The sequence below is a fragment of the Rhizobium chutanense genome (assembly GCF_002531935.1).
Lineage (GTDB): Bacteria > Pseudomonadota > Alphaproteobacteria > Rhizobiales > Rhizobiaceae > Rhizobium > Rhizobium chutanense.
This window is the reverse complement of record NZ_NWSV01000013.1, coordinates 98,233-123,995: the sequence shown is the minus strand read 5'-3', so window position 1 is coordinate 123,995 and position 25,763 is coordinate 98,233. Positions and strand designations below refer to the sequence as shown.

Genomic DNA, 25,763 nt, shown 5'->3' with positions numbered 1-25,763 from the left:
AGACGGCGTCGACGCGCGCCGATGTCTAACGAGCAAGGTGGAACAATCATGCCAAGCCAGACACAACTGGAACTTTCCCGTCGGGATTTGCTTATCTCGTCGGCCGCAACGGTTGCGGTAAGCGCAGCCGTCACTCCCGCGGCGGCACAGTCCCCAGGAAATGAAATGGCGTATACATCGAAAGTTTCCCTCACGGTCAATGGCGACAAATACGATCTCGAGGTCGACAACAGAACTTCGCTGCTCGATGCGTTGCGCGAGCACCTGCATCTTACAGGCACGAAGAAGGGATGCGACCATGGCCAATGCGGCGCATGCACGGTCATGGTCGACGGCCACCGCATCAATTCCTGCCTGACGCTGGCGGTCATGCATGAAGGCGACCGGATCACCACGATCGAAGGTCTCGGACAGCCCGGACATCTTCATCCGATGCAGGCAGCCTTCGTGAAACATGACGGCTTCCAGTGCGGCTACTGCACACCCGGACAGATCTGTTCCTCGGTGGCTGTGCTCGAGGAGATCAAGGCCAACATACCGAGCCACGTCACAGGCGACCTTACTGCGCAGACGGCCGTCACGCCCGCCGAGATCCGCGAACGCATGAGCGGCAATATCTGTCGGTGCGGCGCCTACTCCAACATTCTCGATGCCATTTCGGAAGTCGCGGGGATCAAAGCATGAGAGCCTTCACCTATGAACGCGCCTCGTCCGTCGAGGCCGCGGCCAAGGCGGCCGCCTCCAATCCTGAAATCAAGTTCATCGCCGGCGGCACCAACCTGCTCGACCTGATGAAGCTAGAAATCGAGACGCCGGCGCATCTGATCGACATCAACGGTCTCGGCCTCGACAAGATCGAAGCTACGCCGGAGGGCGGGCTGCGCATCGGCGCCTTGGTCCGCAACACGGATCTTGCGGCCCACGAAACCGTTCGCCGCGACTACGCTCTGTTATCCCGCGCCCTGGTCGCGGGCGCGTCGGGCCAACTGCGTAACAAGGCGACGACGGCCGGCAACCTCCTGCAGCGGACGCGCTGTCCTTATTTCTACGACCCGAACCAGCCGTGCAATAAGCGGCAGCCGGGCAGCGGCTGTTCCGCGATCGGCGGCTTCAGCCGCCAGCATGCGGTGGTCGGGGTGAGCGAAAGCTGCATCGCTACCCATCCGAGCGATATGGCGATCGCCATGCGGGCGCTCGATGCCGTCATCGAGACGGTCAAGGCCGACGGCAGCCGCCGCTCGATTCCGATCGGCGACTTTCATCGGCTGCCCGGCGACACGCCTGAGATCGAGACGGTTCTTGAGCGCGGCGAGTTCGTCACGGCGGTCTTGCTACCGCCCCCGATCGGCGGCAGGCACATCTATCGCAAGGTTCGAGACCGCGCTTCCTACGCCTTCGCACTCGTTTCGATCGGCGCCGTTATCCAGCCGGACGGTACAGGACGTGTCGCCGTCGGGGGTGTCGCCCATAAGCCGTGGCGCATTGAGGCAGCCGATGCCGAGCTGCCGAAAGGCGCGCGGGCGGCGGCGGGCGTCCTTCTCGCCGATGCCCATCCTACCGAACAGAACCGTTTCAAGGTCGATCTGGTCGAGCGCACGCTCGGCGCGGTCATGGCCGAAGCAAGGGGTTGAGCCATGCAGTTCGATACACCAGCGACAACCAACCCGATCGACAATCTGAAGGTCGTCGGTCAGCCGATCCACCGCATCGACGGCCAGCTCAAGACCACCGGCCGGGCGATGTACGCCTATGAGTGGCACGATCCGAACATGCGCTATGCCTATGGCTATCCCGTCGGCGCGGCGATCGCCAAGGGGCGCATCAAATCCATGGATGTCTCCGCCGCCAAGAGGGCTTCCGGCGTGCTTGCCGTGGTGACGACGCTCGATATCGGCGAGCGGAAAAAGGGCAGGTTCAACACCGCCAGGCTGTTCGGGGGCGACGAGGTTCAGCATTATCACCAGGCAATCGCGGTCGTCGTCGCCGAGACCTTCGAGCAGGCTCGCGCCGCAGCCGCTCTGGTCAATGTCGACTATGCCGAGGAAAAGGGCGCGTTCGACCTCGCCCAGGCAAAGGATTCGGCCGTCAAGCCGGATGAATCGCAGCAGCCCGATACCGCGGCCGGCGACTTCGATTCTGCCTTCGGCGCGGCTCCCGTCACTCTGGACGCGACCTATACGACGCCTGATCAGTCGCATGCGATGATGGAGCCGCATGCATCGATCGCGGCTTGGAACGGCGAAGAGGTGACCGTCTGGACCTCCAGCCAGATGGTCGACTGGTGGAGGTCCGACCTTGCGACGACGCTCGACATCGACAAGGAGAAGATCCACCTGATGTCGCCCTTCATCGGCGGCGGCTTCGGCGGCAAGCTGTTCCTGCGGGCCGATGCCGTGCTGGCCGTTGTCGGGGCGCGTGCGATTGGGCGCCCCGTCAAGGTTGCCCTGCCGCGGCCGTTCATGATGAACAACACGACCCACCGGCCGGCGACGATCCAGCGGATTCGCATCGGAACCGAGCGTGACGGCAAGATAATCGCCATTGCCCACGAAAGCTGGTCCGGGGACCTTCCTGGCGGAGGCCTGGAGACCGCTGTCAACCAGACTCGCCTTCTCTATGCCGGTGCGAACCGCATGACGGCGATGCGGCTGGCGACGCTGCATCTGCCCGAGGGCAATGCCATGCGTGCTCCCGGCGAGGCGCCGGGACTGATGGCGCTCGAGATCGCCATCGACGAGGTTGCCGAGAAAGTCGGTATCGATCCCGTGCAGTTTCGCATCATCAACGACACCCAGGTCGATCCGGAAAAGCCGCAGCGGCCTTTTTCCCAGCGCAATCTCGTCGGCTGCCTCAAGCTCGGCGCCGAGCGGTTCGGCTGGAATGAACGGGGAAGGCCGGGTTTCAAACGGGAGGGCAACTGGCTGGTCGGCATGGGCGTTGCCGCTGCTTTCCGCAACAACCTCGTGCTTCCCTCCGGCGCGCGGGTAAAGCTCGACCGGGAAGGCGTCGTGACTGTGGAAACCGACATGACCGACATCGGCACCGGCAGCTACACGATCATCGCGCAGACGGCCGCCGAAATGATGGGGGTCACCATTGACAAGGTTGCCGTCCAGCTCGGCGACTCGCGTTTTCCTGTCTCGGCGGGCTCCGGCGGACAGTTCGGTGCCAATTCCTCGACATCAGGCGTCTACGCAGCCTGCGTCAAGCTGCGTGAGGCCGTCGCCAAGAAGCTCGGCTTCAACTCCGAAGACATCGTCTTCGAGAATGGAGAGGTCCGCTCGGGCAATCGTTCGGTGCCTCTTGCAGAAGCTGCCGGTCCGGATGGTCTTGTCGGCGAGGACACGATCCAATGGGGCGATCTCACCGAAACACATCAGCAATCGACATTCGGAGCGCATTTCGTGGAGGTTGGTGTCGACGTCGCCACCGGAGAAAGCCGCATCCGCAGGATGCTCGCGGTCTGCGCCGCAGGCCGGATCCTCAACCCGATCACCGCCCGCAGCCAGGTGATCGGCGCAATGACGATGGGGGCCGGCGGAGCGCTCTCCGAGGAGCTGGCGGTCGATACCCGGCGCGGCTTCTTCGTCAACCACGATCTCGCCGGCTACGAAGTGGCGGTGCATGCCGACATTCCGTACCAGGAGGTGATCTTCATGGACGAGACCGATCCGATGTCCTCGCCGATGAAGGCAAAAGGCGTCGGCGAGCTTGGCCTTTGCGGCGTCGCCGCCGCCATCGCCAACGCCATCTACAATGCAACCGGCGTGCGGGTTCGGCATTACCCCCTGACGCTCGACAAACTGATCGGCGGCCTGCCGGATGTGGCCTGACGATGTCGACGGCGGTCTCGCCGGATCGCCGTCCCTTTCCCAAGGACGTCTCATGGATCAGACACTCGGCTCCATCGCGGCGCCCGTTCCCGTCCGGGTCTCGGCCACCGACGATCCTGCGGAACTGCTTCGCTTCGCGATAGACGCCCATGCTGGTGGAGCGGTAGCGCTCGCCACCCTCGTCGACATACGCGGCGGCGCGGCCCGCACCCTCGGCTCCCACGTGGTTGTCGCGGCCGATGGCCGGTTCTGCGGCTATGTCTCCGGCGGATGCGTCGAAGCCGCAGTGGCTTCCGAAGCGCTTCTGGCAATGGCGGATGGGTGCGACCGCACGGTGAAGTTCGGCGACGGCTCTCCCTTCTTTGACATCGTCCTTCCCTGCGGCGGCGGAATCTCCCTCGCCATCCATGTTCTCAGAGATGTCGGGGCTTTGCAGCATGTTCTGGATCGTCTCGGACAGAGGCAGGCTGCAGGCCTGGCCTATTCACCCGAGCAACAGAGCCTCGAACCGGTAGACCCGCCGCCACGGGCCGGCTGGCTGCAGCGCGATTTCGTCGGCGTCTATCGTCCCCGCACCCGCGTCGTCCTGTCCGGGCAGACAATCGAAGCGCAGGCCGTTGCACGACTGGCCGAGGCCTCCGGCTACGATGTGATCATCCGGGGGCAGGGCGAGGAGGGCAGGGCGGCCGGCGCCATCGATCGCTTCACGGCCGTCGTGCTCCTGCATCACGACCTCGACGCCGAAGCCGCCATTCTCGAGGCTGCGCTGGTCTCGCCAGGGTTCTACATCGGCGCGCTCGGCAGCAGCCGCACGCATCGCCGACGTGTCGAGCGGTTGACGGCGCTCGCTTTCGGGCAGGACGAGATCGATCGTATCAAGGCGCCGATCGGAATGTTCGGCCCGACGCGGGATGCAACCTCGCTGGCCCTGTCGGTTCTGGCAGATGTCGCTGCGGCAAGACTGATGGCTTATGCTTGAGGCGTCGGTCGCGATCGTTATTCTCGCCGCCGGCAAGGCCAGCCGGATGGGCAAGGGTGGGAAGCACAAGCTGCTGGCCGAGTTCGACGGCGTGCCGCTGGTGCGACGGTGCGCCTTGACCGCGCTCGGGTCGGATGCAGCCTGCGTTATTGTAGTCACGGGGCATCGCCGGCCGGAGATCGAGGCCGCGCTCGGCGGGCTTCCGCTGGCTCTCGTCGATAATCCCGATTACGCCGATGGCATGGCGAGTTCGCTCATCGCAGGACTATCATCAAAGGGTGCCGACGGCACCGACGGCATTCTGGTCATGCTGGCCGATATGCCCGGCATTTCCATCGCGCATCTGAATGCCCTGATTTCCGCCTTTCGCAGCGCGGGCGGCAAGGCCGTTGTGCGCGCCGTCTCGTGCGGCGAGCCCGGCAATCCGGTTGTTCTGCCACGTTCTCTCGATCACGCGATCCTGCGACTTGAAGGCGACGTCGGTGCGCGCGGTATCATCGCCACGTCGGGCCTGCCGGTGCTCGATGTCGACGTTGGCGATGCAGCCCATCTCGACGTGGATACGCCGGACGATATATCGGCCGCAGGCGGCGTAATGAGGCACTGACTGGCGATAAGAATGCCCCCTCAGTCGGGTGGGCTGCATTTGCGCCATGCTGGAATCGACAAGCACGCGATTGGGCTCTCGTTGACGCAAGAGGAAGCAATTGCTACCTATGGGAGAATTTTCTAGTCGAGCATTCTCCGGTTTGGCAGGTTGAACATGTCCGAGGGTCCCCCCGCCTCAGTCCCGAAAATCTGGCCGTCTGCGGATCGCCCCGCCTTTCGCAAAACCTTCGCTTTGGAACTCGACGACCATCTCGATGTCCAGCATGCATCGCGTCAGCTTCTGCCTCCTGGTCCAACTATCGGCGCCGCGGGAACGGTCGCGCTGTTCGTCGCGCTGATTACCAATTTCGACAAATGGCAGGCGGGTGACGTCGGCACATTCATTGTCTATGTCCTCGCTACAGTCGTTGCCTGCGCGCTCCTGGCCTTTCTGCTGCTGAAGCCATTCCGGCGGTTGCTGCGTTCCATGTATCGCAGGCGGCTGGTGAAGGCGGGGACTATCGGCAAGCCCGTCGAGTCTACCGTGGATGAGAGCGGAATCAGCTACACGGTCCTGGGGCAGACGGTCACGTGCACGTGGCAGTCACTCTATGCGCTCGAAGAGGATGCGGGAACTTTCCATTTTTGGATGTCCAGACTGGTGTCTCACCCGTGGCCGGCCAGATTGTTCGCCTCAGAAGAGGAACGACAGGTTTTTCGCGAAAGCGTGCTGAAATGGTCCGGCCGGCCGTTTTCCCGGCCTGTATTGGCCCGCCTCGGAGCCAGAGGCAGGTTTAATCTGCCGGCGGAATGAGACGACACCGAGAAAGGTTTCCTGAAGGTGTCCTGTGTGGGTCGGATGAGATCGCACCATCAAATCTTGGAGCAAACGCCTGAGTTTCGGAGCAGATGGACAGCGGCGGCAGAGAAGGATCTACCAGCGGAGCAGCCGAGGACCGGTCAAGGCGCCGAGCGCGCCGGTGAGCAGGATGCCGAGCGAATACCAGATCAGCACGAAGGGCATGCCGTTTTCGGTGCAAAACCACGAATAGACCCAGGCGCCTGCTGCTCCCGCGGCAATGCCGGCGACGAAGCCGGTCAGCCTGAGATCGGAGGGTGCGGCGCGACGCAGCGCCCAGACCACGCCGGCATAGACCGGCAATGCGAAGCCGATGATCAGCAGCGGGCAATGGAGCGCTGAGGAGCCAAGGATCAGTACTCGGGAAGATCCAACGGGAGCCATCATCAGCTGGATGGCTGCGACTGCCGTCATCGCGGCAAAGATCGTGGCAAGCAAACCGAAAAAGCGTCCTTCGGAACCGTCGGGACGGGAAAGCCGAACGACGGCGAAGAGAGCTGTCACCGCAATCAACGCATTATAAGCCGATTTAATCCAGAAGACCGGCAGCATCAGCACATCCGGCATATCGACCCTGAGGCCGAGAATGGCCAGCATCAGCAGCAGCGAGAGCCCGAGGGCGGGCAATAGGCCAAGCGCGAAACGGCGCCGCAGCGCATGGCGCGGCACCGGCTTCAGGTCGCCGACCAGGCTTTCGATGATGTCGTCCGTCTTTGTCACGATGCGCCTCGCAATCTCTCGCCGAGCGCCTTGAGCGCCCGGTGGATACCGACTTTGACCGCCGATTCGGACTGGCCGGTGCGGCTTGCGGCATCGGCGACCGACTGGCCCTCCAGCTTCACCTGCCGGATCAGTTCCTGCTGTCTCGGTGGCAAACCGTCGAGCAAACGCTCGACGTCCATGCGGGCCGTCAGCGCCTCCTCGCTGAAGTCGCTTTCGATCTCCTCGCCAAGCTCGGTCTCGCTGAGCCTGCGCCCACCGCGGCCGCGATGGTGGTCGATCAGCTTGTAGCGAGCGATCGAGAAGAACCAGGCCGTGAAAGGCCTTTCCCTGTCATAGGTGGACCGGCGGGAATGCAGCGCCAGCAATGTCTCCTGGACCAGGTCTTCCATATCCGCCTTCGCCGCCGCAGCCATCCTGCGGCTGTAATAACCGACAAGCAGCGCGCGCGAAGCCGTCAGCAAACGCCGATACGCCGCCTCGTCTCCGTCAAGGGAAAGAAGCATCAAGGCTTTCAGGGCTTCTTCCGAATGGGCTGATGTCATGTTGTCGAAGAGTTCATTCGGAAAAACAGCCGGTCGGTTACAGGGCAGTGCGAAAACAATTCTGGCATCACTGCTCTATCACATAGATGTGAGGCTGTAACGCATCTCGACGCCGCCTCGAATGGGTGGATGTGAGCCATCGGCAGGCAGCCGGCGGACACGCCAATTACTCCGAGGAGAATTCCATGACCAAGCTTCTTTCCAGCCTTGCAGCCTGCACCTTTATCGTCGGCCTTTCGCTCGCCGGCGTCGCCTCGGCCGAGGACGCCATGAAGACCGACACGATGAAAAAGGACACGATGCATACGGACAACATGTCGAAAGACGCCATGAAGATGTCCGGCACCAAGAAGGACTGCATGCACAAGGCCGGCATGGAAAAGGACGCGATGAAGAAGACCGACATGATGAAGACCTGCGACGCGATGAAATAAGCGCCCGCTTCCGCGCGGCCGCTGAAACTTTTTTCGCGGCGGCCGCGTCCTTTGTTCCTGAAACTCCATCGATCCGGAGAACGATCATGGCGACGACCGATGCCGGCAAAGAAACCCGCCGCACGCTCATCTACCGCCACAGCCTCGCCGTGCGCCTGCCGCATTGGGTGAACGTGCTTTGCCTGACCGTGCTGCTGATGAGCGGCCTGCAGATATTCAATGCCCATCCGGCGCTCTACTGGGGCCAATACGGCGCCGACTACGATCCGTCCTTCATCTCGATGGATGCCGTCGAGGACGGCGGTGAGGCAAAGGGGCGCACACATATCGGTTCGTTCGCCTTCGATACGACTGGTGTGCTCGGCCTCTCCAATGTCGACGGGGAGGCGACGGCGAGGGGTTTTCCAAGCTGGATTACCCTTCCAAGCTATCAGGATCTGTCGACCGGCCGGCGCTGGCATTTCTTCTTTGCCTGGCTCTTCGTCCTCAACGGCTTCGTCTATCTCGTCTACGGACTGGTCAGCCGACATTTTCGCCGTGATCTCGCGCCTGGTGTCGATGAACTGACGCCCGCCCATCTCGCGCACGAAGTCGTCAACCATGCCAGGCTGCGGTTTCCCAAGGGCGCCGAAGCGCGGCACTACAACACGCTGCAGAAGCTGACCTATCTCGTGGTGATCTTCCTGCTGCTGCCGCTGATGCTGGCGACGGGTCTCACCATGTCGCCGGGCTTTGATGCCGTCGCACCGTGGCTGCTCGATGTCTTCGGCGGCCGGCAATCGGCCCGCACCATCCATTTCCTCACCGCCTTCTCGCTCGTCGCCTTTGTCGTGGTGCATGTCGCCATGGTCATCCTGTCGGGCGTCTTCAACAATCTACGTTCGATGATCACCGGCTACTACGCCATCGAACAGGGAGACGAATGATGAGCCGCCTGATCACCCGCCGCCGTTTCCTGATCGGCTCGACCTTGACCGCCTCGGCACTGGGGCTATCCGGCTGCGACGCATTGGTCGAAAGCGACCGGACGAAATCCGTCCTGAAGATCGCCGAGGGCTTCAGCATGAAGACGCAGCGCCTGCTGCTCGGCGACGATGCGCTGGCCCGCGAATTCAGCGAGGCGGATCTCTCGCCGGTCTTTCGCTCCAACGGCACCAGCATGCCCGATAACCCGCAATATCTCGACTGGATGAGCCGGCAGTTCTCGACCTGGAGGCTTGATGTCGGCGGACTGGTGGAAAAGCCGTCGCAATTCTCGCTCGCGCAGTTGAAGGCGATGCCGTCGCGCACGCAGATCACCCGGCACGACTGCGTCGAAGGCTGGAGCGCGATCGGCAAATGGACGGGCCTGCCGCTCGGCGCCCTGCTGCAATCGGTCGGGCTGAAACCGGAGGCGCGCTACATCGTGTTCCACTGCGCCGATGAATACGAAAAGACGCTGGATGGCAGCGGCTGGTATTATGAGAGCCTCGATCTCGTCGATGCCTTCCATCCCCAGACGATCCTTGCCTATTCGATGAATGGACGCGACCTGGAAGTGGCGCATGGCGCGCCGCTGAGGCTCCGGGTCGAGCGGCAGCTCGGCTACAAGCAGGCGAAGTATCTGACCCGTATCGAGGGTGTCGCGGACCTCGGCCAGCTTTATGGCGGCAATGGCGGCTTCTGGGAGGATCGCGGCTACGAATGGTATGCCGGTATCTAAATCTTCCGAGCGGCTGAAGCCGGCAGGATCGCCGATCTGTCCAATCACAAAGCTTCCCAGCCCCGTGGCTTTCCTGTTTAACGTTTGTGCGGCGGATTGACGCACAACTCACGGGATGATACCTCTATACAAATTGGTCAGGCCATTTGACCAGCTGCGTGCTTGAGGAGAAGCCGCCGGGGAGGCCAGGATGTTTTCGCCTGTTGAATCACGTCGCCTCTATCGGCAGGTGGCGGATCAGATCCGATCGATGATCGCCAGCGGCGAACTTGCCGTCGGCCAACGGCTGCCGGCCGAGCGTGAACTCGCGGAGCAACTGTCGGTGTCGCGTCCGACAGTGCGCGAGGCGCTGATCGTCCTGGAGGTCGAGGGCCTCGTCAACATCCGCATGGGCTCCGGCATCTATGTGGTGCGCCGGCATGCCGCAAGCGTAGCGGCAAGCGAAGGCGAGCCGGTGGAAGGGCCTTTCGAGCTCCTTCAGGCACGGGCCGTCATCGAATGCGCCATCGCCGAGGAAGCCGCGACCCGCGCCAGGCCCGAAGATATTGTGCTCCTCGATGAAGCGCTGGTGCGCATGAGCGGCGGCGTCAACGATGCGGGCGCGGTCATCGCCGCCGACCGCGCCTTTCACACCGGCATTGCCGCGATCGTCGGCAATGCGACGCTGATCCGCGTGACCGGCGAAATGTTCGACATGCGCATGAGCCCATATTTCGAAAAGCTCGCGAGCCATTTCGAGGGGCCGACGACATGGCGCAGCGCCCTGGAGGAGCATCGGGCTATCCGCGACGCGATTGCCGCCGGCGATGCGATCGGCGCAAAGGCGGCCATGCGTGCCCATCTCACCATGTCGCAGAAGAGGTTTTCCGAGAGCTTCGGGGAGGAGTTTTCGGGAGAGGAGGAGCGCGGCCGCGACAAGGGGCCCGCAAAAGCAACGGACAAGACTTAACTCGAGCTCCGGAGGAGAGAGCGATGAAGAGCAGACTGGCAACGATATTTTGCGCCGCGGCCGCGATCATGGCGAGTACCGCGCTCGCCCAAGCCCAGACCGTGCTGAAATGGGCGCATGTTTATGAAACATCCGAGCCCTTCCATACGGATTCCGTCTGGGCCGCCGAAGAGATCGCCAAGCGCACCGACGGACGTTACAAGATCGAGGTCTATCCGGCCTCGCAGCTCGGCAAGGAAGCCGACATCAACCAGGGTCTCAAGCTCGGGACGGTCGACATCATCATCTCGGGATCGAGCTTTGCGGCCCGCGACTACAAGCCGATCGGCGTCACCTACTTCCCCTATATTTTCCGCGGTCCCGATCACCTGATCGCCTATACCAAAAGCGACGTCTTCAAGCGCCTTGCCAAAGGTTATGAAGACAAGACCGGCAACCACATCGCCGCCGTTAGCTATTACGGCACGCGCCACACGACATCGAACAAGCCGATCGCCAAATGCGCCGACATGCAGGGCCTGAAGATCCGCGTGCCCGACGTTCCGGCCTATCTCGCCATGCCGCGCGCCTGCGGCGCCAACACCACGCCGATCGCCTTCGCCGAGGTCTATCTCGCTTTGCAGAACGGCACGGTTGAGGCGCAGGAAAATCCGTTGACGACGATCGAGGCGAAGAAGTTCTACGAAGTCCAGAAGAACATCATCCTCACCGGCCACATCGTCGATCACCTGAACACCGTCATCTCCAAAACGCGCTGGGCGAGCCTGTCCGACGAGGACAAGAAGATCTTCGGCGAGGTGATGCAGGAAGCAGCCGAGCGCACCACCAAGACGATCGCCGCTAGGGAAAACAGCCTGGTTGCGACCTTCAAGGAGAAGGGCCTCAACGTTACCGAAGTCGATAAAACAGACTTCGAAAAGAACGTCATGGAAAAGGTGAAATTCGAGGACTTCGGCTACGAAAAGGCCGATTGGGAAGCGATCCGGGCGATCCAGTAGGGGTTCGCTACCGGCGTTGCCCCTCACCCTAACCCTCTCCCCGTAAAAACGGGGAGAGGGGACGTGCCAAACGCAACGTCGAGGTGGAGGAAGCCGGCGCGGCGTGTCCCTTCGCCCCGCGAGCGGGGAGAAGGTGGCGGCAGCCGGATGAGGGGCAGGCACCGCGCGCAAAACGATGTCGACACGAAGGCACGCGCCCGCACGCCGCGCGCTCTCCTTCCCCAACCTGGACAAGGCCGATCATGTCGCAAGAAATTCATACGCCAATCACGGCCGAGGAAATCGGCCACGAATTCGAAGGACACGCGCCGACCGCAAACGTCTCGGACTATGCCGTCGAAGACTGGATCACGCTTGTTGTCTTCTGGCTGATGGCCGGCTGCGTCTTTCTGCAGTTCTTCACGCGTTATGTGCTGAACGACAGCTATGCATGGACCGAGGAGATCGCCATCAACTGCCTGATCGGCGTCGTCTTCCTCGGTTCCGTCATGTGCGTACGGACGTCGCGGCACATCCAGGTGGATGTGTTCTATCACTATATGCCGTCAGGCCTGGCGCGCGTGCTCGCCACCTTCGTCGATATCGTCCGCATCGGCTTCTTCGCCTATGGCTGCCACCTGATGTGGCGTTATGTCGACATCGTCGCCGACGAGCAGATGGTCACCATCGACCTGCCGCGCAACATCGTCTTCTACGCGGTTCTTGTCGCCTTCGTGCTGATGCTGATCCGCGCGGTCATCGTCTTTATCGCCAATATGCGTCGCGGCTACTCCGTTCTGGAGCGGCCCGAAGAATTCCAGACCGTCGAGGAGTGATCCGATGCTGCTGCTTCTTGGTTCGTTTCTGGTGCTGATGCTGATCGGCGTGCCTGTTGCCATCTCGATGGCCGTCGCCTCGGTGCTGTACATCGTCCTCTACGGCGTCGCCCCCGACATCATCGTCGCCCAGCGCATGATCGCCGGCGTCGAAAGCTTTCCGCTGCTCGCCGTCCCCTTCTTCATCCTCGCCGGCAATCTGATGAACTCGGCTGGTGTCACCGGCCGCATCTATTCCTTTGCGGTGGCGCTCGTCGGCTGGATGAAGGGTGGGCTGGCGCAGGTCAACATCATCGGTTCCGTCATCTTCTCCGGCATGTCCGGCACCGCCCTTGCCGATGCGGCGGGGATCGGCACGATCGAGATCAAGGCGATGAAGGATCACGGCTATCCGGTCGAGGCGGCGGTCGGCGTGACGGCGGCTTCGGCCACGCTCGGGCCGATCTTCCCGCCATCGCTGCCTTTCGTGATCTATGGCATGATGGCGAACGTCTCGATCGGCGCTCTTTTCATGGCCGGCATCCTGCCCGGCGTTGTCATGACGCTCTTGATGATGATCACCGTCGCCGCCTTCGCCTATTGGAAGCGCTGGGGCTCGGACGCGCCGTTCGATGTCCGGCAGCTGCTGTCGGCGGGACTGGAAATCGTCGTCGTCCTGGCGGTGCCCGTGGCCATCTATCTCTTGATGCTGGCCGGCGTCTCGATGAATGCGGCGGCGGGCATTGCCCTTGCCGGGCTTCTGGCGCTGGACTGGTATTTCCGATTCTCCGCCGTCATGGCGCTGATGACACCCGTCATCCTGATCGGCGGCATGACGATGGGCTGGTTCACGCCGACCGAGGCCGCCGTCGCCGCCGTCCTCTGGTCGCTGTTCCTCGGCCTGGTGCGCTACCGCACGATGACGCCCTCGACGCTCGCCAAGGCAAGCTTCGATACGATCGAGACGACGGCATCGGTTCTCTTCATCGTCACCGCGGCATCGGTCTTCGCCTGGCTGCTGACGGTGAGCCAGGCGGCCCAGCTGCTCTCCGATGCGATCCTGTCGATCACCGACAACAAATGGGTTTTCCTGATCCTGGTAAACCTCTTGATGCTGTTCGTCGGCTGCTTCCTGGATACGATCGCCGCCATCACCATCCTCGTGCCGATCCTGCTGCCGATCGTCGTCAAGTTCGGGATCGATCCGGTCCAGTTCGGCCTCATCATGACGCTGAACCTGATGATCGGCCTGCTGCACCCACCGCTCGGCATGGTGCTTTTCGTGCTGTCGCGGGTGGCGAAACTGTCTGTCGAACGCACCACCATGGCGATCCTGCCCTGGCTGGTGCCGCTGTTCCTGGCGCTGATCCTGATCACCTTCGTTCCGGCCGTGTCGCTCTGGCTGCCGCAGCAACTCGGGCTGCTGAGATAGGAGGGGCACAATGCAGACACGTCTGGCACGGCTTTACCAAAAGGGCGATCTCAGGATCGAAACCGCTGCGGTTGCGGCCCCCGGTCCCGGCGAGGTGCTTCTCAAAATGGCGGCCGCGGGCATTTGCGGCTCCGACCTGCATTATTATCAGGACGGCGGCTTCGGGCCGGTCAGGGTTCGCGAACCGATCATCCCGGGCCACGAGGCATCGGGGACCGTGAGCCAGGCAGGCGAAGGCGTCGGCCTCTCGGTCGGGACACTGGTGGCGGTCAATCCCAGCCAGCCCTGCGGGCATTGCGAATATTGCGACAAAGACATGCCGATCCACTGCCTTGGCATGCGCTTCATGGGCAGCGCGATGCGCCTGCCGCATGAGCAGGGCATGTTCCGGGAATGGCTGGTGGTGCCGGCCAGGCAGTGCTTTGCGGCAGGACCCGCGACAACGGCCGCGGAAGCGGCCTGCAGCGAGCCGCTCTCCGTCTGCCTGCACGCTGCATCGCGCGCAGGAGATATCGCCGGCAAGCGTGTCCTCATCACCGGGGCCGGGCCGATCGGCGCGCTGATGGTCGCCGTCGCCTGTTATCACGGTGCAAGCGAGATCGTCGTGACGGATCTTGCCGATGCGGCGCTGGAACGGGCCAAGGCGATGGGCGCCAGCCGTACGATCAATGTTGCTAGGGATGCCCAGGCGCTTGCCGAATTCGAGGCGGGAAAGGGTTATTTCGATCTCGTTTTCGAATGCTCGGCCGCAGTCCCGGCGATCCGCAGCGCGATTGCCGCCATCAGGCCACGCGGCACGATCGTGCAGGTCGGTGTCACAGGCGAGATCCCGATCCCCCTCAACGCCATTGTCGGCAAGGAGCTTCACATCCACGGAACGCAGCGCTTCCACGAGGAATTTGCTACCGCCGTGGAGCTGATTTCCAGCCGCAAGATCGACGTCCGTCCGATCATCAGCCACAGCCTGCCGCTCGAACAAGCCGATGCCGCTTTCGTCCTCGCCGGCGACCGCACGGTCGCCTGCAAGGTGCAGCTTATTTTTTAAGCCCGGCGCAGCAATGGGCGTTCGGCAGAGGAAGCGGCAAGGATCGCTCCCGCGCATCTTTCCCACGTGTTCTTTATCAAGACGCCGGCGGCGACAGCCATAACCCTGGCTGTGCCCTCGGGCCGCAATCGAGTTTCCGGCAGTCTCGACAGACCCCCTCCCACATTCGATCGACGCCGTCAGCAATTCCGGCGGGATCGGCCGAAGGCCGGCCTCGCCATCGGTGATTGTCCAATAATTGCAGCAACTTGCGACGGGCGGAGCAATCGGCGCGGGCAAGCGCTTCCCCTACAATTCGCACGATGTGGCGCGTCCTAATTCCAAAGGAGTATTGACGCCTATCTTATGTCTACATATTGTCTTCTCAAAGTAGGAGAGATTGATATGGATGCCGAGATCAACCCAGACCGCAAAGGCAATCTTGGCCTTGCGCTCCGCAGGCGCATCCTTACGATGGAACTGCCGCCGGGGGCGGTGTTGGACGAAGTGGCGCTGAGTGAAGAGTTCGGCCTATCCCGTCCGCCGGTTCGTGAGCTGATGCGCCAGATGGCTGGCGAAGGTTATATCGAGCTGGAAGCCAACCGCGCTGCACGCGTCAGTTCGATGAGCTACCAGTCGCTGCGCGACTTCTTTCTTCTTGCGCCGATGATCTACATCACCGCCAACAGGCTGGCTGCCGAGAACGGAACGCGCGGGCAGCTCGACGTGCTCAAGAAGATTCAGCAGTCATTTCGAAAGTCGGTCGACAACTGCGATGTCGAGGGGCGCGTCTTCTACAATGACCAGTTCCACCGCCAGATCGGCGAGATGGCGCATAACGTCTATCTGGTTCCGAGCCTGCGGCGCCTGCAGATCGATCACGCCCGCATCGGCAAGGTCTTCTACAAATATCCCAACACGCCGCGCATGCAGGAGGAGCTCGAGCTCGCCACGCAGCAGCACGACGAGATGATCGCGACCATCGAGAAGCGGGACGCCGATGCGGCCGGAGAACTGGCGCGGCTTCACCTCGAACTTTCACGGCGAAACATGGCCATGTACGCGGCCCCTGAGGGCCTGGAGGCGCCGAGCCTCTAGGGCCGGCGTTTCGAAGAATGCATTGAACACTGCTGGCGAGACCAATGAGCAAACGTCAGAGCAAGCAGGCACACACCCAGATCAAGACCATTTGGCTCGACCTTTCGGCAGCCCAACACGGGACACACACGAATGTCTGACTTCCAGTTTCCAGGCCTCAATCTTGCTATTACTACACCGTTCGACGACGCCGGACGCATCGACTACGCAAGGCTCGAACACAATGTCGAGCGCTACCTTGCGGCAGGCGTCAGGAGTTTTCTGTTCAGCTCCGGCACCGGCATGCATGTCTACCTTTCCAAGGAGGAATCCGAGGAACTGATCCGGCGCGGAGCGCGGATCGTCAACGGACGGGCGAAGGTGATCGCCCAGGCCTCCGCCCTCCTCGTCGAGGACGTCGTCGAGCGCACCATCCGCGCGCGCGACGCCGGCGCCGAAGCCGTCATGGTTCTGCCGCCCTTTTTCGAAGGGCCGACCGACGACCAGGGCATCCTCGATTTCTACAGCGAGGTCGCGAAGGCCGGTCTTCCGGTGATCGGCTATAATGTTCCCCAGGCGGTCGGCGTCGCCGTCACGCCCGAACTGCTCGACAAGCTGAACGAAATCCCGGGCTTCTGTGCCGTCAAGGACAGCGGCGGCGATCTCGGAAAGCAGGCCGCACTCATCCGCACCGGCAAGTTCGTTATGAACGGCGCCGACCCTCTCGTTCCCTACGCGCTCTATGCCGGATGCGACGGCCTGATCTGGGGTGGGGCGAACTTCGCTCCGAAAACCTGCGTCGCCCTCGTCGAGGCTGCCGCCGAGCGGAAATGGGACGAGGTCCGCGCGCTCTGGAAAATCCTGGAGCCGGCGATGGGGCTGATCTGGGAAGGCGATTACGTGCAGTCCGTCTATGCGGCGGCGGATCTGGTGGGTTACGGCGCCGGCGTTCCGCGCAAACCGCTGCGCGCGCTTGCCCCGGAAAAGCTTCCGGCGCTTCGGCACTCCCTCGAAGCGCTCATGGAGCGGGAAGCGATCTGACGTGACCCAGGCCGCAAGGAACGTCTTCGTTGCATCCAGGCTTCCGAAACGCGCAGGCGTTTCGGGCTGGGTCGCCACGCTTGCATCGCGCACGCCACGGCCCGCGCTGAACGGATCGGTCATTGCCGATGTCGCGATCATCGGCGGTGGTTTCGCCGGCCTCTCCGCGGCCCGGCGCATCTCCCGCCTGGACCCGGGCGTGCGGGTCGCCATCCTCGAAGCGGGTGTCGTCGGCGAGGGGCCTGCAGGCGCCAATTCGGGTTTCATTATCGATCTGCCGCATGAAGTCTCGTCCGACGATTTCAGCGGAGAGTCGGAGGCGAGGTTCAGGCAGTCCGTGCTCATCCAGCGCTCGGCCATCGCTCTGGCGAGCGAGATGGCGGCCGAAAACGGCTGGGGCAAGGACATCTTCGACCCCTGCGGCCGATACAGCGTCGCCATCAGCGCCGAAGGCGACAAGCACCTCGAGGATTATGCGCAGCAGCTCTCGAAAATGGGCGAAGCCCACCGGCTCCTGACACTCAGGGAGATCCGGGCGGTGACGGGATCGCCGGTCTACACCTCCGGTCTGTTCACGCCCGGCACGGTCATCGTGCAGCCCGCCGCCTATATACGCGGGGTCGCCGACTGCCTGAAGGAGCCGGTCGCCCTCTACGAGCGGACACCGGCGCTCTCCTTCGAGCGCTTGGGCACGGGCTGGTTCGTCAAGACGCCGCAGGGGTCCGTGCAGGCGGCAAAGATCATCATGGCGAACAACGGTCATGCCGAAAGCTTCGGCTTCTTCCGCGGGCGCTTGCTCCACGTCTTCACCTACGCCTCCCTCACCGAGGAGTTCGACCCCTCGCGCCTTGATGGAGAGCGCAAGTGGGCCGCCACTCCGGCCCTACCGATGGGAACAACCGTCCGCCGTATCGGCACGAGCGGCGGCGATCGAATCCTGGTGCGCTCGCGCTACAGCTACAATCCGGGCATCGAAATCAGCGACGCCGCGATCCGGCGGGCCGGCCGCCTCCACGACAGCAAATTCTCCCAACGCTTTCCCACCCTCGGCGGCGTCCGGATGCAATATCGCTGGGCCGGCGCCATGGCGCTCACACGCAATCATGTCCCGGCCTTCGGCGAGATCGAGCGCGGCGTATTCGCGGCATGCGGCTGCAACGGCCTTGGCGCGTCGAACTCGACGGCGTCGGGGATCGCGGCCGCGGAACTGGCGCTCGGACACGAATCCGAACTCGGGCGCGTCTATACGCGCCTGGCTGCCCCGACGGCATTGCCGCCGCAGCCTTTCACGACGATCGGCGCAAAGGCCCATCTCGCCTATCGCGAATGGCGTGCCGGACCCGAATGACGAGGAGAATCTCCAACCTGCGCCAGCGGCGCAGCTGACGATACCACGAGGCCGGCCATGCGGCGTCCGGCTCCGCATTACCACGCGCCGCTCCATCCGCGAGCGAATGCCGCCATCGATCTTGAGATTTCGTCTCGACAAAGCGGACGCCGCGCGCCGCGACGATGGCATCGATATTGCCGATGGCCCCCTGGTGAACAACTGTTCCCGCAATGCCGAATAGATCGGTTCGCTATAAATAAACGCTATAGCGGCAGAATGGAGTTGTGTTGGCCAGCGACGCTTTCCTGAACCTACTGTGACGGTGTCAGCGCTGGGCTGACGCAACAAGAACCGCGGAAAGCGGTCAGGAGTATGCTGGGCTATGCCCCAAGCGTTTGCACCCGAGAACATGGAGTGGGAACATGAAACTTACCGTAAGCCGCAGAGCACTTTTCCTTTCGACAGCAGTCCTTTCGCTGGCGGTTGCCGTTTCCGGCCTGCCGGCTGGCGCGCTGGCAGCGGACGGGACGATCAAACTCGGACTCGTTGCGCCGATGAGCGGCCCGAATGCGCGCTACGGCGCATTTTCGATGCACGGCGCCGAACTCGCCGTCAAAGACATCAATGATGCCGGCGGCGTCAATGGGATGAAAATCGAACTCCTGAATGCCGACAGCCAGGGCACACCAGTCGAAGGCGTTTCGGCCGCCCGTCGCCTGATCGACCAGGATGGCGTCGACTTCATCATCGGCGACGTTTCCAGCTCGGTGACGCTCGCCATCCAGCCCGTCGCCGAAGATGCCGAAGTGCTTCTGCTGAATGCCGCCTCGTCCAATCCGAAGATCACCTACCAGGCCGGTGTCGGCGGTTTCAAATGGACCTATCGCAACTATCCCACCGATGAGAACCGGGCGCTGATCGTCGCCAAATATGCCGCGGAACAGCGTGGCTTCACCAAGTTCGCGGTGCTCTCCGTCGACAGCGACTACGGCCGCTCGGCGATCGCCTTCACGAAGAAATATCTGCCCGACTTCAAGGGTGAGATCCTCAGCGAAGACTATTACAAGGAAGGCGAAGTCGACTTCCGCAGCGTTCTCGCCAAGATCCGCGACAACGGCGCCCAGGCGATCATCATGTACGGCCTCGCCGATACGACGCCCATCGTCGCCCGCCAGATGGTGGAGCTCGGGATAGCCGGCAAGGTCACGCTGATCGGCAACGGCGAGTTCAACACGGAAAAGACCATCAAATCGGCCCCGTCGGCGCTCGAAGGCGCCGTCGAAGCCGCCGCATGGCTTCCGCAGTTCGACTCGCCCGAAAGCAAGGCCTTCGTCGAGAAGTTCACGGCGACCTATAACGAAGCCCCGAACAACCATGCCTATGTTCACTGGGATACCGTCAATCTGCTTGCAGCCGCGATCAAGCAGGCCGGCAGCGCCGACAAGGTGAAGGTTCGCGACGCACTCTCGAAGATCAAGTATAAGAGCCCGGTCGGCGAGGTCACATTCGACGACCACAACCAGGCCCGCCTGCCGATGATCCTGCTGCAGATCGAAAACGGCAAGCCGAGCATCAAGGGTGCGTATACGGCGGACATTCAGTACCCCGCCAACTGATCTGCCGGGAGGAGGCACGCCCATGCTCTCGACCATCGTTGAGCAAACTGTGAATGGCATCGTCACGGGTTCCGTTTACGCCATCGTCGCCGTCGGCATGACCATGATTTTCGGCGTGTTGAGAGCCATCAACTTTGCTCACGGCGAATACTACATGCTCGGCACGTTCGGGGCGTGGTTTGCAATCGACTATCTCGGCCTGTCTTACGAAGCGTCGATCGTCGTGGGGGTTCTTGCGACAATCGTCGTTGCCTATGTGGTCGGGCAACTCGTCATGCGCCGAATGGTCGGCGCGCCCGCGGAGTCGGGCGTGCTCACCACCCTCGGCATCGCGCTGATCCTGCAGAACACCATCATTCTCGTCTTCGGCGGAGGCTACAAGTTCTTCGCCGGAGGCTATATCGAGCCGGTTTCCATCCTCGGCTTCAGCCTGGCCCAGCAGCGCATTCTCATTCTCGTCGTCTGTTTGCTGGTGTTCATCGGCCTCGAACTGATGGTCAGCTACACCCGCCTGGGAATGGCGATGCGCGCCGTTTCCCAGAACGTCGAGTGCTGCGGCGTCGTCGGCATCGATGTGCCGCAGGTGGTGCTTCGAACCTTCATGCTGGGGGCTGGCCTCGCCGCACTGTCGGGGGTTCTGACGGCGCCGGTCAATGTCAGCGTCTATGGCGGCATGGGCGAGCTGATCACCTTCAAGACGCTGCCGATCATCATCATGGGCGGTTTGGGCAATGTGCGCGGCACGTTCGTTGCGGCGATGATCCTCGGCGTGGCCGAGAGCCTGGTCGCCACCTATGTCGGCCTGCAATTCCGCGACACCGTCGGCTTCGCCACGCTGATCCTGATGCTGATGTGGCGGCCGCATGGGCTCTTTTCGACGCAGGCGCGCTTCTAAGCAGCAGCGCCCGCCGACCTTTCTCGAACGACCGAGGACACGACATGTCTCTGACGGAAACCGCTCAACAGGTACGCAGGCGCGATCTTCGCATACCGCTCGCCGCAGTCCTGATCGTCGTCGCGCTCGCCGCCCCGTTCATCGGCAGCCGTTACATCACCCATTCGCTGATCATCGCCCTGATTTTCATGCTGCCGGCCCATGGGCTCAATCTGCTTGTCGGCTATACCGGTCTTCTGTCATTGGCCCAGGCGGCGTTTTTCGGCATCGGCGCCTATACGGCGGGTCTTCTCGCCGTCGCCTACGGCACGCCGTTCTACGTCAATCTCATCGCTGCAGGCGCCGTCTCCGGCGCCCTTGCTCTTCCGCTCGGCATTCCCGCCCTGCGGCTGCGCTCGACGTCCTTCGTCATGTGTACGCTCGGTTTCGTGATCATCGGTCAGGCGATCGCCAAAAACTGGATCTCGCTCACCCGCGGCGATATGGGGCTTTCGGGCATTCCAAAACCCTATTTCGAACTGGGCCCGCTGTCGTTCACGGTGTCAGGCACGACGAACTTCTATTATCTCGCCTTGATCATCGGCATCCTCGCCACCTTTGCCGTCTGGGCGATCGTCCGCTCGCCGGCCGGCCGCAACATGGTGGCGATCCGCGAGAACGAAACGCTCGCCGAATCTCTCGGCGTCCCCACCTGGCACTACAAGCTGATCGTCTTCATGATCAGCGCCGTCTTTGCCGGCATCGGCGGCTGCCTTTACGCCTATTACCTGACGGTCGTCAGCCCGCTGACCTTCCAGATGTATTATTCGACGACGATGCTGATCATCGTGCTCGGCGGCGGGGCGGGCATGATTTCCGGCACCGTCTTCGGCAGCCTGCTTTTCGTCGGGCTGACCGAGGCGCTGCGCATCACCCCCGAATTGCGGATGATCGCCTACGGCTTTAGCCTTCTCGTCCTGGTCTTCTGGTTCAAGAACGGGTTCGCGCCGCTGATCAATCGCTTCTGGAATGCGATCGGAGGTGCGAAATGACCGCTCATCTTCCGCTTCTCGAGATCAAGAACCTCAGCAAATCCTACGGCGCGGTCAAGGCTGTCAACGATGTCAGCATTCACATCGACCGGGGTGAGATCGCCGGTCTGATCGGGCCGAACGGATCGGGCAAATCGACCTTCTTCGATTGCAGCACCGGCCTTGCGAAGCCGGACGCCGGCACGGTGGTCCTCGACGGACAGGACATCACCGGCTGGTCCCTGAACCGCATCGCCAGGGAAGGCCGCATGCTGCGATCCTTCCAGAAGACCGTCACCTTCAAGTCGCTCGATGTCGAGGAGAACCTCGTCATCGCCGGTCAGATGTTCACCTTCCCGTCCATCGCGTCGACCTTCGGTTTGGGAAAGATGTCCCGCCAGCGCATCGAGGGTCTCAGGGAAAGAGCCCGCGAGCTGATCAAGATGGCGGGTCTCTGGGATGTACGCCACCAGCCGGCGGGCAACCTGTCGGGCGGACAGCAGAAGCTCATCCAGTTCGCATCGATGCTGATGCCTGAACCCAAGCTCATCCTACTGGACGAGCCGATGGCCGGGATCAATCCGAAGATCATCGAACGCGTCGTCGACACCATCCTCTATGCCAACAAGTCGCTCGGCGTGAGCCTCCTGGTGATCGAACACAATATCGATGTCGTCACCAGCATCTGCCGGCGCGTCATCGTGCTCGACCAGGGAGCCAAGCTCGTCGAAGGTTTGCCGGGTGACATCATTCAGGATCAGCGCGTCAGGGAGGCCTATCTTGGCGGGTAATTCGAACCTTTCGATCCGTGACCTGCGTGCAGGTTACGGCAATCTGGACATCCTCAACGGCGTCGAACTCGACGTGCCGGCGGGACAGTTCGTGGCGCTGATGGGGCCGAACGGGGCGGGCAAATCCACGCTCCTCAAGACGCTCTACGGCATGACGACGATCAAGCAGGGCAACATCGACTGGCGCGGCAAGAACATTGCCGGCAGCAAGTCCAGGGCCATTCTGGGCGAGGGGATTTCCTTCGTGCCGCAGGGGCGCTGCAACTTCCCTGTCATGACCGTCGACGAAAATCTTCAGATGGCGGCCTATACCCTGCGCGACGCCAGAGTGAAGGCCGACCGCGACTACGTCTACGACCTCTTTCCGATCCTCAAGACGCGCCGCGCGACACTCGCCGGCAACATGTCCGGCGGCGAACAGCAGCTGCTCGAAGTGGCGATGGCGGTGCTGCAGCGGCCGAAGGTGCTGCTGGTCGACGAGCCATCGGTTGGGCTGTCGCCGGCGGCGATCGGCATCGTCTTCGACGAACTTCTTCGGCTTCACGCCGACGGCATGACCATCTTGCTCGTCGAGCAGAACACCAAGAAGGCTATGGAAGTGGCGGAGCGTGCGGTCATCCTGAGACTTGGCAAAGTCATCTGGGACGGCCTGCCGAAAGACATCACCCACGACGAACTCGGCGAACTTTTCCTGACCGGGAAGATGCGCGGCGAAACCGAAGCCGTCCACTGAAGCCGATCTCGCAAAACGAGGAAATTCCAATGAGCACTTTTGTGCCTGCATCACGCGTGTCGAGAATCAAGGTTTCACCCAGCACGGCCGCGGCCGCCCGGGCGCGCGAACTGAAGGCGGCAGGCCGCGACATCGTCGATCTGACGGTCGGCGAGCCGGACTTCGACACGCCAGACAACATCAAGGCTGCGGCGCATGCGGCCATCGACCGGGGCGAAACGAAATATACTGCCGTCAACGGCACGCCGGCGCTGCGCAAGGCAATCATCGGCGATTTCAAGCGCCGGCTCGGCCTCGGCTATGCCGACAATGAAATCTGCGTCGGCGGCGGCGCCAAGCAGATTCTGTTTCTCGCGCTGATGGCGAGCGTCGAAAAAGACGCCGAGGTGATCATTCCCGCGCCTTACTGGGTTTCCTATCCCGATATGGTCATCGCCAACGAAGGCAAGCCGGTCATTGTCGAATGCCCGCAGGAAACCGGCTTCAAGCTGACGCCGGAGGCTTTGGAAAAGGCGATCACGCCAAAGACCCTGTGGCTCATCCTCAACGCGCCGTCCAATCCGACGGGTGCGGCCTATGACAGGCACGAGCTCGAGGCCCTCGGCAAGGTGCTGCTGCGCCATCCCCACGTCTTCGTGCTGTCAGACGATATTTACGACCAGGTCTGGTTCAAGGACGAGCCGATGACGACGCTGGTTGCCGCCGTCCCGGAACTGAAGGAGCGGGTTCTCCTGACCAACGGCGTCTCTAAGTCCTATGCCATGACCGGATGGCGTATCGGCTACGCGGCGGGTCCGGCCGCATTGATCGCCGCCATCAACAAGCTGCAGTCGCAGATGTCGTCCTGCCCGTCGTCGGTCAGTCAGGCCGCCGCCGCTTATGCGCTGTCTTCGGACCAGTCATTCGTCGGCGAAAGTGTCAAGCTTTACAAAGAGCGCCGGGATTATGCGTGCGCGCGGCTCAATGCCGTGCCCGGCCTCTCCTGCCTCGTGCCTGACGGGGCGTTCTATCTGTTTCCGAACTGCGCCGGTGTCATCGGCAGGAAGACGCCTGAAGGCAAGACGATCGAGACGGACCTCGATTTCGTGCTCTATCTGCTCGATGGCGTCGGGGTCGCGGCGCTGCAGGGGGCTGCCTACGGCGTATCGCCGCATTTCCGCCTCTCGATCGCGACGTCGATGGAGACGATCACCCAGGCATGTGACCGCATCGAACGGGCCGTTGCCGAGCTGCGTTAACCGCGAAAAGCCAGGGAGACTTGTGTATGGTGGGACTTGCGTCCCTCCGGCCGCAGGCTTTACGTTTTGCATGAAACAAGAAGCCGGTGGCCATGAGCGTCGATTTCCGAAAACTGAAGAGCTTCGTCAAGATCGTCGATACCGGCAGCGTATCGCGCGCGGCAAGCCTTCTGAGGACGGCGCAGCCGGCGCTGTCGCAGCAGATCGCCTCTCTCGAGGCGCATTTCAAGCACAAGCTTCTCATCCGCAGCAATGTCGGCATCACGCCGACGGAGGCGGGGCTCATCCTCTATCGGCATGCGCAGCTGATGCTGAAGCAGATCGAGCAGGCGCAGGTCGATATCGATCAGTCCGCCAAGTCGGTGGCGGGCCGCGTCTCGATTGGACTGGCGACCTATTCCTCGTCAAGCGCCTTGTCGCTGCCGATCCTGAAGGAAATGAAAGCGAGGCATCCCCATATCGTTGTCCACATCAATGACAGTTTCGGCCAGATCCTGAGCGAGCTGATCATGACGGGCAAGATGGATATGGCGCTGATCTATGCTGCTGCGCCGATCAAGGGCGTCACGCTGCAGCCATTGTTTCGCGAGGAAATGTTCCTCGTCTCGCCGCCGGGCATCGAACTCCCCGGCGACAGCAGCGCGCCGCTGCCGCTTGCCGCTCTCCAGGAAATCCCGCTGCTTCTTCCCAGCAAGGCCCATCTGCTCCGCCGGCTGATCGACGACGCGCTGGCGAGAGCCAGGGCCACCCCTGAGGTCGTCTCGGAAATCGAATCCGTGCCGGCCCTCAGCGCGGCTGTTCTCGAAGGGCTTGGATCGACCATTCTCCCGGCTTCGGTGGTCACCGAGGCGGCGATCTTCTCCGGCGCGCAGGTGCGGGCGCTGACGAAGCCGGTGATCGACGCGACCGTGTCGCTCTGCGTCGCCGATCATCTTCCCCTGTCGGAACCCGCCATCGCCGCACGCTCGGTTCTGCTCGATGTCGTCGGCAAGCTGATGAGCAGTCATCACCAGGGGATTAAGCCGGCCTAACCGGCAGTTGGTCTTCGCCACGGCAGTCCGATGGCGGATCGCCGCGTCGCCATAAGCAAACCCTATAGCGGCAGACTGTAGTTGTGTTAGCCAACGCGCCGGCCATTCCCCTAACCTTCAAGCAGACACCGGGTCCGGGCATCG

At 62.5% G+C, this 25,763-nt stretch carries 26 protein-coding genes; 24 read left to right on the top strand and 2 right to left on the bottom strand.

The window, feature by feature from the left end:
* Positions 1–48: 48 nt before the first annotated feature.
* The 6 genes from paoA to CO666_RS19975 all read left to right on the top strand — a co-directional run bounded on the left by paoA (position 49) and on the right by CO666_RS19975 (position 6,214).
* Entirely contained in the window at positions 49–684 is a 636-nt protein-coding gene (gene paoA / locus CO666_RS20000; RefSeq protein WP_097613941.1) for an aldehyde dehydrogenase iron-sulfur subunit PaoA, read from the top strand.
* The gene (locus tag CO666_RS19995) at positions 681–1,631 is read left to right on the top strand and encodes an FAD binding domain-containing protein (protein WP_097613940.1); all 951 of its coding nucleotides are present in this window, start codon (positions 681–683) and stop codon (positions 1,629–1,631) included. Before paoA ends, CO666_RS19995 begins: the two co-directional genes overlap by 4 nt.
* Before the next feature lie 3 nt (positions 1,632–1,634).
* The gene (paoC, locus tag CO666_RS19990) at positions 1,635–3,833 is read left to right on the top strand and encodes an aldehyde oxidoreductase molybdenum-binding subunit PaoC (protein ID WP_097613939.1); all 2,199 of its coding nucleotides are present in this window, start codon (positions 1,635–1,637) and stop codon (positions 3,831–3,833) included.
* 52 nt (positions 3,834–3,885) lie between these two features.
* Positions 3,886–4,812: an XdhC family protein gene (locus CO666_RS19985; RefSeq protein ID WP_097613981.1), complete on the top strand. Its 927-nt coding sequence runs from the start codon at positions 3,886–3,888 to the stop codon at positions 4,810–4,812.
* On the top strand, positions 4,805–5,419 hold the full coding sequence (locus tag CO666_RS19980; RefSeq protein WP_097613938.1) for a nucleotidyltransferase family protein: 615 nt from the start codon (positions 4,805–4,807) through the stop codon (positions 5,417–5,419). The genes CO666_RS19985 and CO666_RS19980 overlap by 8 nt, the downstream gene beginning before the upstream one ends.
* Before the next feature lie 156 nt (positions 5,420–5,575).
* Positions 5,576–6,214 (top strand): hypothetical protein, encoded by a 639-nt coding sequence (locus CO666_RS19975; protein ID WP_245436821.1) that lies wholly within the window; start codon positions 5,576–5,578, stop codon positions 6,212–6,214.
* A gap of 120 nt (positions 6,215–6,334) precedes the next feature.
* Here CO666_RS19975 and CO666_RS19970 read toward each other — a convergent pair whose 3' ends face one another.
* Both CO666_RS19970 and CO666_RS19965 read right to left on the bottom strand, forming a co-directional pair.
* Positions 6,335–6,979: an NrsF family protein gene (locus CO666_RS19970; RefSeq protein WP_097613937.1), complete on the bottom strand. Its 645-nt coding sequence runs from the start codon at positions 6,977–6,979 to the stop codon at positions 6,335–6,337.
* Positions 6,976–7,524, bottom strand: coding sequence for a sigma-70 family RNA polymerase sigma factor (locus tag CO666_RS19965; protein WP_097613936.1), 549 nt, complete (start codon positions 7,522–7,524; stop codon positions 6,976–6,978). The genes CO666_RS19970 and CO666_RS19965 overlap by 4 nt, the downstream gene beginning before the upstream one ends.
* A gap of 185 nt (positions 7,525–7,709) precedes the next feature.
* Here CO666_RS19965 and CO666_RS19960 point away from each other — a divergent pair, with 185 nt between their 5' ends.
* The 18 genes from CO666_RS19960 (at position 7,710) to nac (ending at position 25,619) form a co-directional block, all read left to right on the top strand.
* Positions 7,710–7,958 carry a pentapeptide MXKDX repeat protein gene (locus CO666_RS19960; RefSeq protein WP_097613935.1) on the top strand — a complete coding sequence of 83 codons (249 nt, stop codon included), beginning with the start codon at positions 7,710–7,712 and terminating at the stop codon, positions 7,956–7,958.
* A gap of 86 nt (positions 7,959–8,044) precedes the next feature.
* Positions 8,045–8,884: a cytochrome b/b6 domain-containing protein gene (locus CO666_RS19955; RefSeq protein WP_097613934.1), complete on the top strand. Its 840-nt coding sequence runs from the start codon at positions 8,045–8,047 to the stop codon at positions 8,882–8,884.
* Positions 8,884–9,660 (top strand): molybdopterin-binding protein, encoded by a 777-nt coding sequence (locus tag CO666_RS19950; RefSeq protein ID WP_097613933.1) that lies wholly within the window; start codon positions 8,884–8,886, stop codon positions 9,658–9,660. Before CO666_RS19955 ends, CO666_RS19950 begins: the two co-directional genes overlap by 1 nt.
* 190 nt (positions 9,661–9,850) lie before the next feature.
* Positions 9,851–10,609: a FadR/GntR family transcriptional regulator gene (locus CO666_RS19945; RefSeq protein ID WP_097613932.1), complete on the top strand. Its 759-nt coding sequence runs from the start codon at positions 9,851–9,853 to the stop codon at positions 10,607–10,609.
* Between the two features lie 23 nt (positions 10,610–10,632).
* Positions 10,633–11,607: a sialic acid TRAP transporter substrate-binding protein SiaP gene (locus CO666_RS19940; protein ID WP_097613931.1), complete on the top strand. Its 975-nt coding sequence runs from the start codon at positions 10,633–10,635 to the stop codon at positions 11,605–11,607.
* 242 nt (positions 11,608–11,849) lie between these two features.
* On the top strand, positions 11,850–12,422 hold the full coding sequence (locus tag CO666_RS19935; protein WP_097613930.1) for a TRAP transporter small permease: 573 nt from the start codon (positions 11,850–11,852) through the stop codon (positions 12,420–12,422).
* A 4-nt stretch (positions 12,423–12,426) separates the two neighbouring features.
* Entirely contained in the window at positions 12,427–13,833 is a 1,407-nt protein-coding gene (locus tag CO666_RS19930; protein ID WP_097613929.1) for a TRAP transporter large permease, read from the top strand.
* A gap of 10 nt (positions 13,834–13,843) precedes the next feature.
* The gene (locus CO666_RS19925) at positions 13,844–14,878 is read left to right on the top strand and encodes an L-idonate 5-dehydrogenase (RefSeq protein WP_097613928.1); all 1,035 of its coding nucleotides are present in this window, start codon (positions 13,844–13,846) and stop codon (positions 14,876–14,878) included.
* A gap of 384 nt (positions 14,879–15,262) precedes the next feature.
* Positions 15,263–15,955, top strand: a complete 693-nt coding sequence (locus CO666_RS19920; protein ID WP_097613927.1) for a GntR family transcriptional regulator — start codon at positions 15,263–15,265, stop codon at positions 15,953–15,955.
* Positions 15,956–16,087: 132 nt separating this feature from the next.
* Positions 16,088–16,975, top strand: coding sequence for a dihydrodipicolinate synthase family protein (locus CO666_RS19915; RefSeq protein WP_097613926.1), 888 nt, complete (start codon positions 16,088–16,090; stop codon positions 16,973–16,975).
* A 1-nt stretch (position 16,976) separates the two neighbouring features.
* Positions 16,977–18,323 (top strand): NAD(P)/FAD-dependent oxidoreductase, encoded by a 1,347-nt coding sequence (locus CO666_RS19910; RefSeq protein ID WP_097613925.1) that lies wholly within the window; start codon positions 16,977–16,979, stop codon positions 18,321–18,323.
* Between the two features lie 404 nt (positions 18,324–18,727).
* Positions 18,728–19,921 (top strand): ABC transporter substrate-binding protein, encoded by a 1,194-nt coding sequence (locus CO666_RS19905; protein ID WP_097613924.1) that lies wholly within the window; start codon positions 18,728–18,730, stop codon positions 19,919–19,921.
* 22 nt (positions 19,922–19,943) lie between these two features.
* Positions 19,944–20,816 carry a branched-chain amino acid ABC transporter permease gene (locus tag CO666_RS19900; RefSeq protein WP_097613923.1) on the top strand — a complete coding sequence of 291 codons (873 nt, stop codon included), beginning with the start codon at positions 19,944–19,946 and terminating at the stop codon, positions 20,814–20,816.
* 44 nt (positions 20,817–20,860) lie between these two features.
* Positions 20,861–21,847 (top strand): branched-chain amino acid ABC transporter permease, encoded by a 987-nt coding sequence (locus CO666_RS19895; protein ID WP_097613922.1) that lies wholly within the window; start codon positions 20,861–20,863, stop codon positions 21,845–21,847.
* Entirely contained in the window at positions 21,844–22,617 is a 774-nt protein-coding gene (locus CO666_RS19890; protein WP_097613921.1) for an ABC transporter ATP-binding protein, read from the top strand. The genes CO666_RS19895 and CO666_RS19890 overlap by 4 nt, the downstream gene beginning before the upstream one ends.
* Complete coding sequence (locus CO666_RS19885; RefSeq protein ID WP_097613920.1) at positions 22,607–23,350, top strand: branched-chain amino acid ABC transporter ATP-binding protein; 744 nt, start codon at positions 22,607–22,609, stop codon at positions 23,348–23,350. The genes CO666_RS19890 and CO666_RS19885 overlap by 11 nt, the downstream gene beginning before the upstream one ends.
* Before the next feature lie 29 nt (positions 23,351–23,379).
* A complete protein-coding gene (locus tag CO666_RS19880; RefSeq protein WP_097613919.1) occupies positions 23,380–24,588 on the top strand; it encodes an aspartate transaminase in 1,209 nt (402 codons plus the stop codon).
* A 92-nt stretch (positions 24,589–24,680) separates the two neighbouring features.
* A complete protein-coding gene (gene nac / locus CO666_RS19875; RefSeq protein WP_097613918.1) occupies positions 24,681–25,619 on the top strand; it encodes a nitrogen assimilation transcriptional regulator NAC in 939 nt (312 codons plus the stop codon).
* Positions 25,620–25,763 lie beyond the last annotated feature (144 nt).

Excerpts from the sequence above, each read along its gene's own strand:
- CO666_RS19950 (WP_097613933.1), top strand. The coding sequence starts at position 8,884 with ATGAGCCGCCTGATCACCCGCCGCCGTTTCCTGATCGGCTCGACCTTG.
- CO666_RS19945 (WP_097613932.1), top strand. The coding sequence starts at position 9,851 with ATGTTTTCGCCTGTTGAATCACGTCGCCTCTATCGGCAGGTGGCGGAT.
- CO666_RS19900 (WP_097613923.1), top strand. The coding sequence starts at position 19,944 with ATGCTCTCGACCATCGTTGAGCAAACTGTGAATGGCATCGTCACGGGT.
- CO666_RS19940 (WP_097613931.1), top strand. The coding sequence starts at position 10,633 with ATGAAGAGCAGACTGGCAACGATATTTTGCGCCGCGGCCGCGATCATG.
- CO666_RS19995 (WP_097613940.1), top strand. The coding sequence starts at position 681 with ATGAGAGCCTTCACCTATGAACGCGCCTCGTCCGTCGAGGCCGCGGCC.
- CO666_RS19905 (WP_097613924.1), top strand. The coding sequence starts at position 18,728 with ATGAAACTTACCGTAAGCCGCAGAGCACTTTTCCTTTCGACAGCAGTC.
- CO666_RS19985 (WP_097613981.1), top strand. The coding sequence starts at position 3,886 with ATGGATCAGACACTCGGCTCCATCGCGGCGCCCGTTCCCGTCCGGGTC.
- CO666_RS19915 (WP_097613926.1), top strand. The coding sequence starts at position 16,088 with ATGTCTGACTTCCAGTTTCCAGGCCTCAATCTTGCTATTACTACACCG.
- paoA (WP_097613941.1), top strand. The coding sequence starts at position 49 with ATGCCAAGCCAGACACAACTGGAACTTTCCCGTCGGGATTTGCTTATC.
- CO666_RS19880 (WP_097613919.1), top strand. The coding sequence starts at position 23,380 with ATGAGCACTTTTGTGCCTGCATCACGCGTGTCGAGAATCAAGGTTTCA.
- CO666_RS19930 (WP_097613929.1), top strand. The coding sequence starts at position 12,427 with ATGCTGCTGCTTCTTGGTTCGTTTCTGGTGCTGATGCTGATCGGCGTG.
- paoC (WP_097613939.1), top strand. The coding sequence starts at position 1,635 with ATGCAGTTCGATACACCAGCGACAACCAACCCGATCGACAATCTGAAG.
- CO666_RS19960 (WP_097613935.1), top strand. The coding sequence starts at position 7,710 with ATGACCAAGCTTCTTTCCAGCCTTGCAGCCTGCACCTTTATCGTCGGC.
- CO666_RS19925 (WP_097613928.1), top strand. The coding sequence starts at position 13,844 with ATGCAGACACGTCTGGCACGGCTTTACCAAAAGGGCGATCTCAGGATC.
- CO666_RS19980 (WP_097613938.1), top strand. The coding sequence starts at position 4,805 with ATGCTTGAGGCGTCGGTCGCGATCGTTATTCTCGCCGCCGGCAAGGCC.
- CO666_RS19965 (WP_097613936.1), bottom strand. The coding sequence starts at position 7,524 with ATGACATCAGCCCATTCGGAAGAAGCCCTGAAAGCCTTGATGCTTCTT.
- CO666_RS19920 (WP_097613927.1), top strand. The coding sequence starts at position 15,263 with ATGGATGCCGAGATCAACCCAGACCGCAAAGGCAATCTTGGCCTTGCG.
- CO666_RS19895 (WP_097613922.1), top strand. The coding sequence starts at position 20,861 with ATGTCTCTGACGGAAACCGCTCAACAGGTACGCAGGCGCGATCTTCGC.
- nac (WP_097613918.1), top strand. The coding sequence starts at position 24,681 with ATGAGCGTCGATTTCCGAAAACTGAAGAGCTTCGTCAAGATCGTCGAT.
- CO666_RS19955 (WP_097613934.1), top strand. The coding sequence starts at position 8,045 with ATGGCGACGACCGATGCCGGCAAAGAAACCCGCCGCACGCTCATCTAC.
- CO666_RS19935 (WP_097613930.1), top strand. The coding sequence starts at position 11,850 with ATGTCGCAAGAAATTCATACGCCAATCACGGCCGAGGAAATCGGCCAC.
- CO666_RS19975 (WP_245436821.1), top strand. The coding sequence starts at position 5,576 with ATGTCCGAGGGTCCCCCCGCCTCAGTCCCGAAAATCTGGCCGTCTGCG.
- CO666_RS19890 (WP_097613921.1), top strand. The coding sequence starts at position 21,844 with ATGACCGCTCATCTTCCGCTTCTCGAGATCAAGAACCTCAGCAAATCC.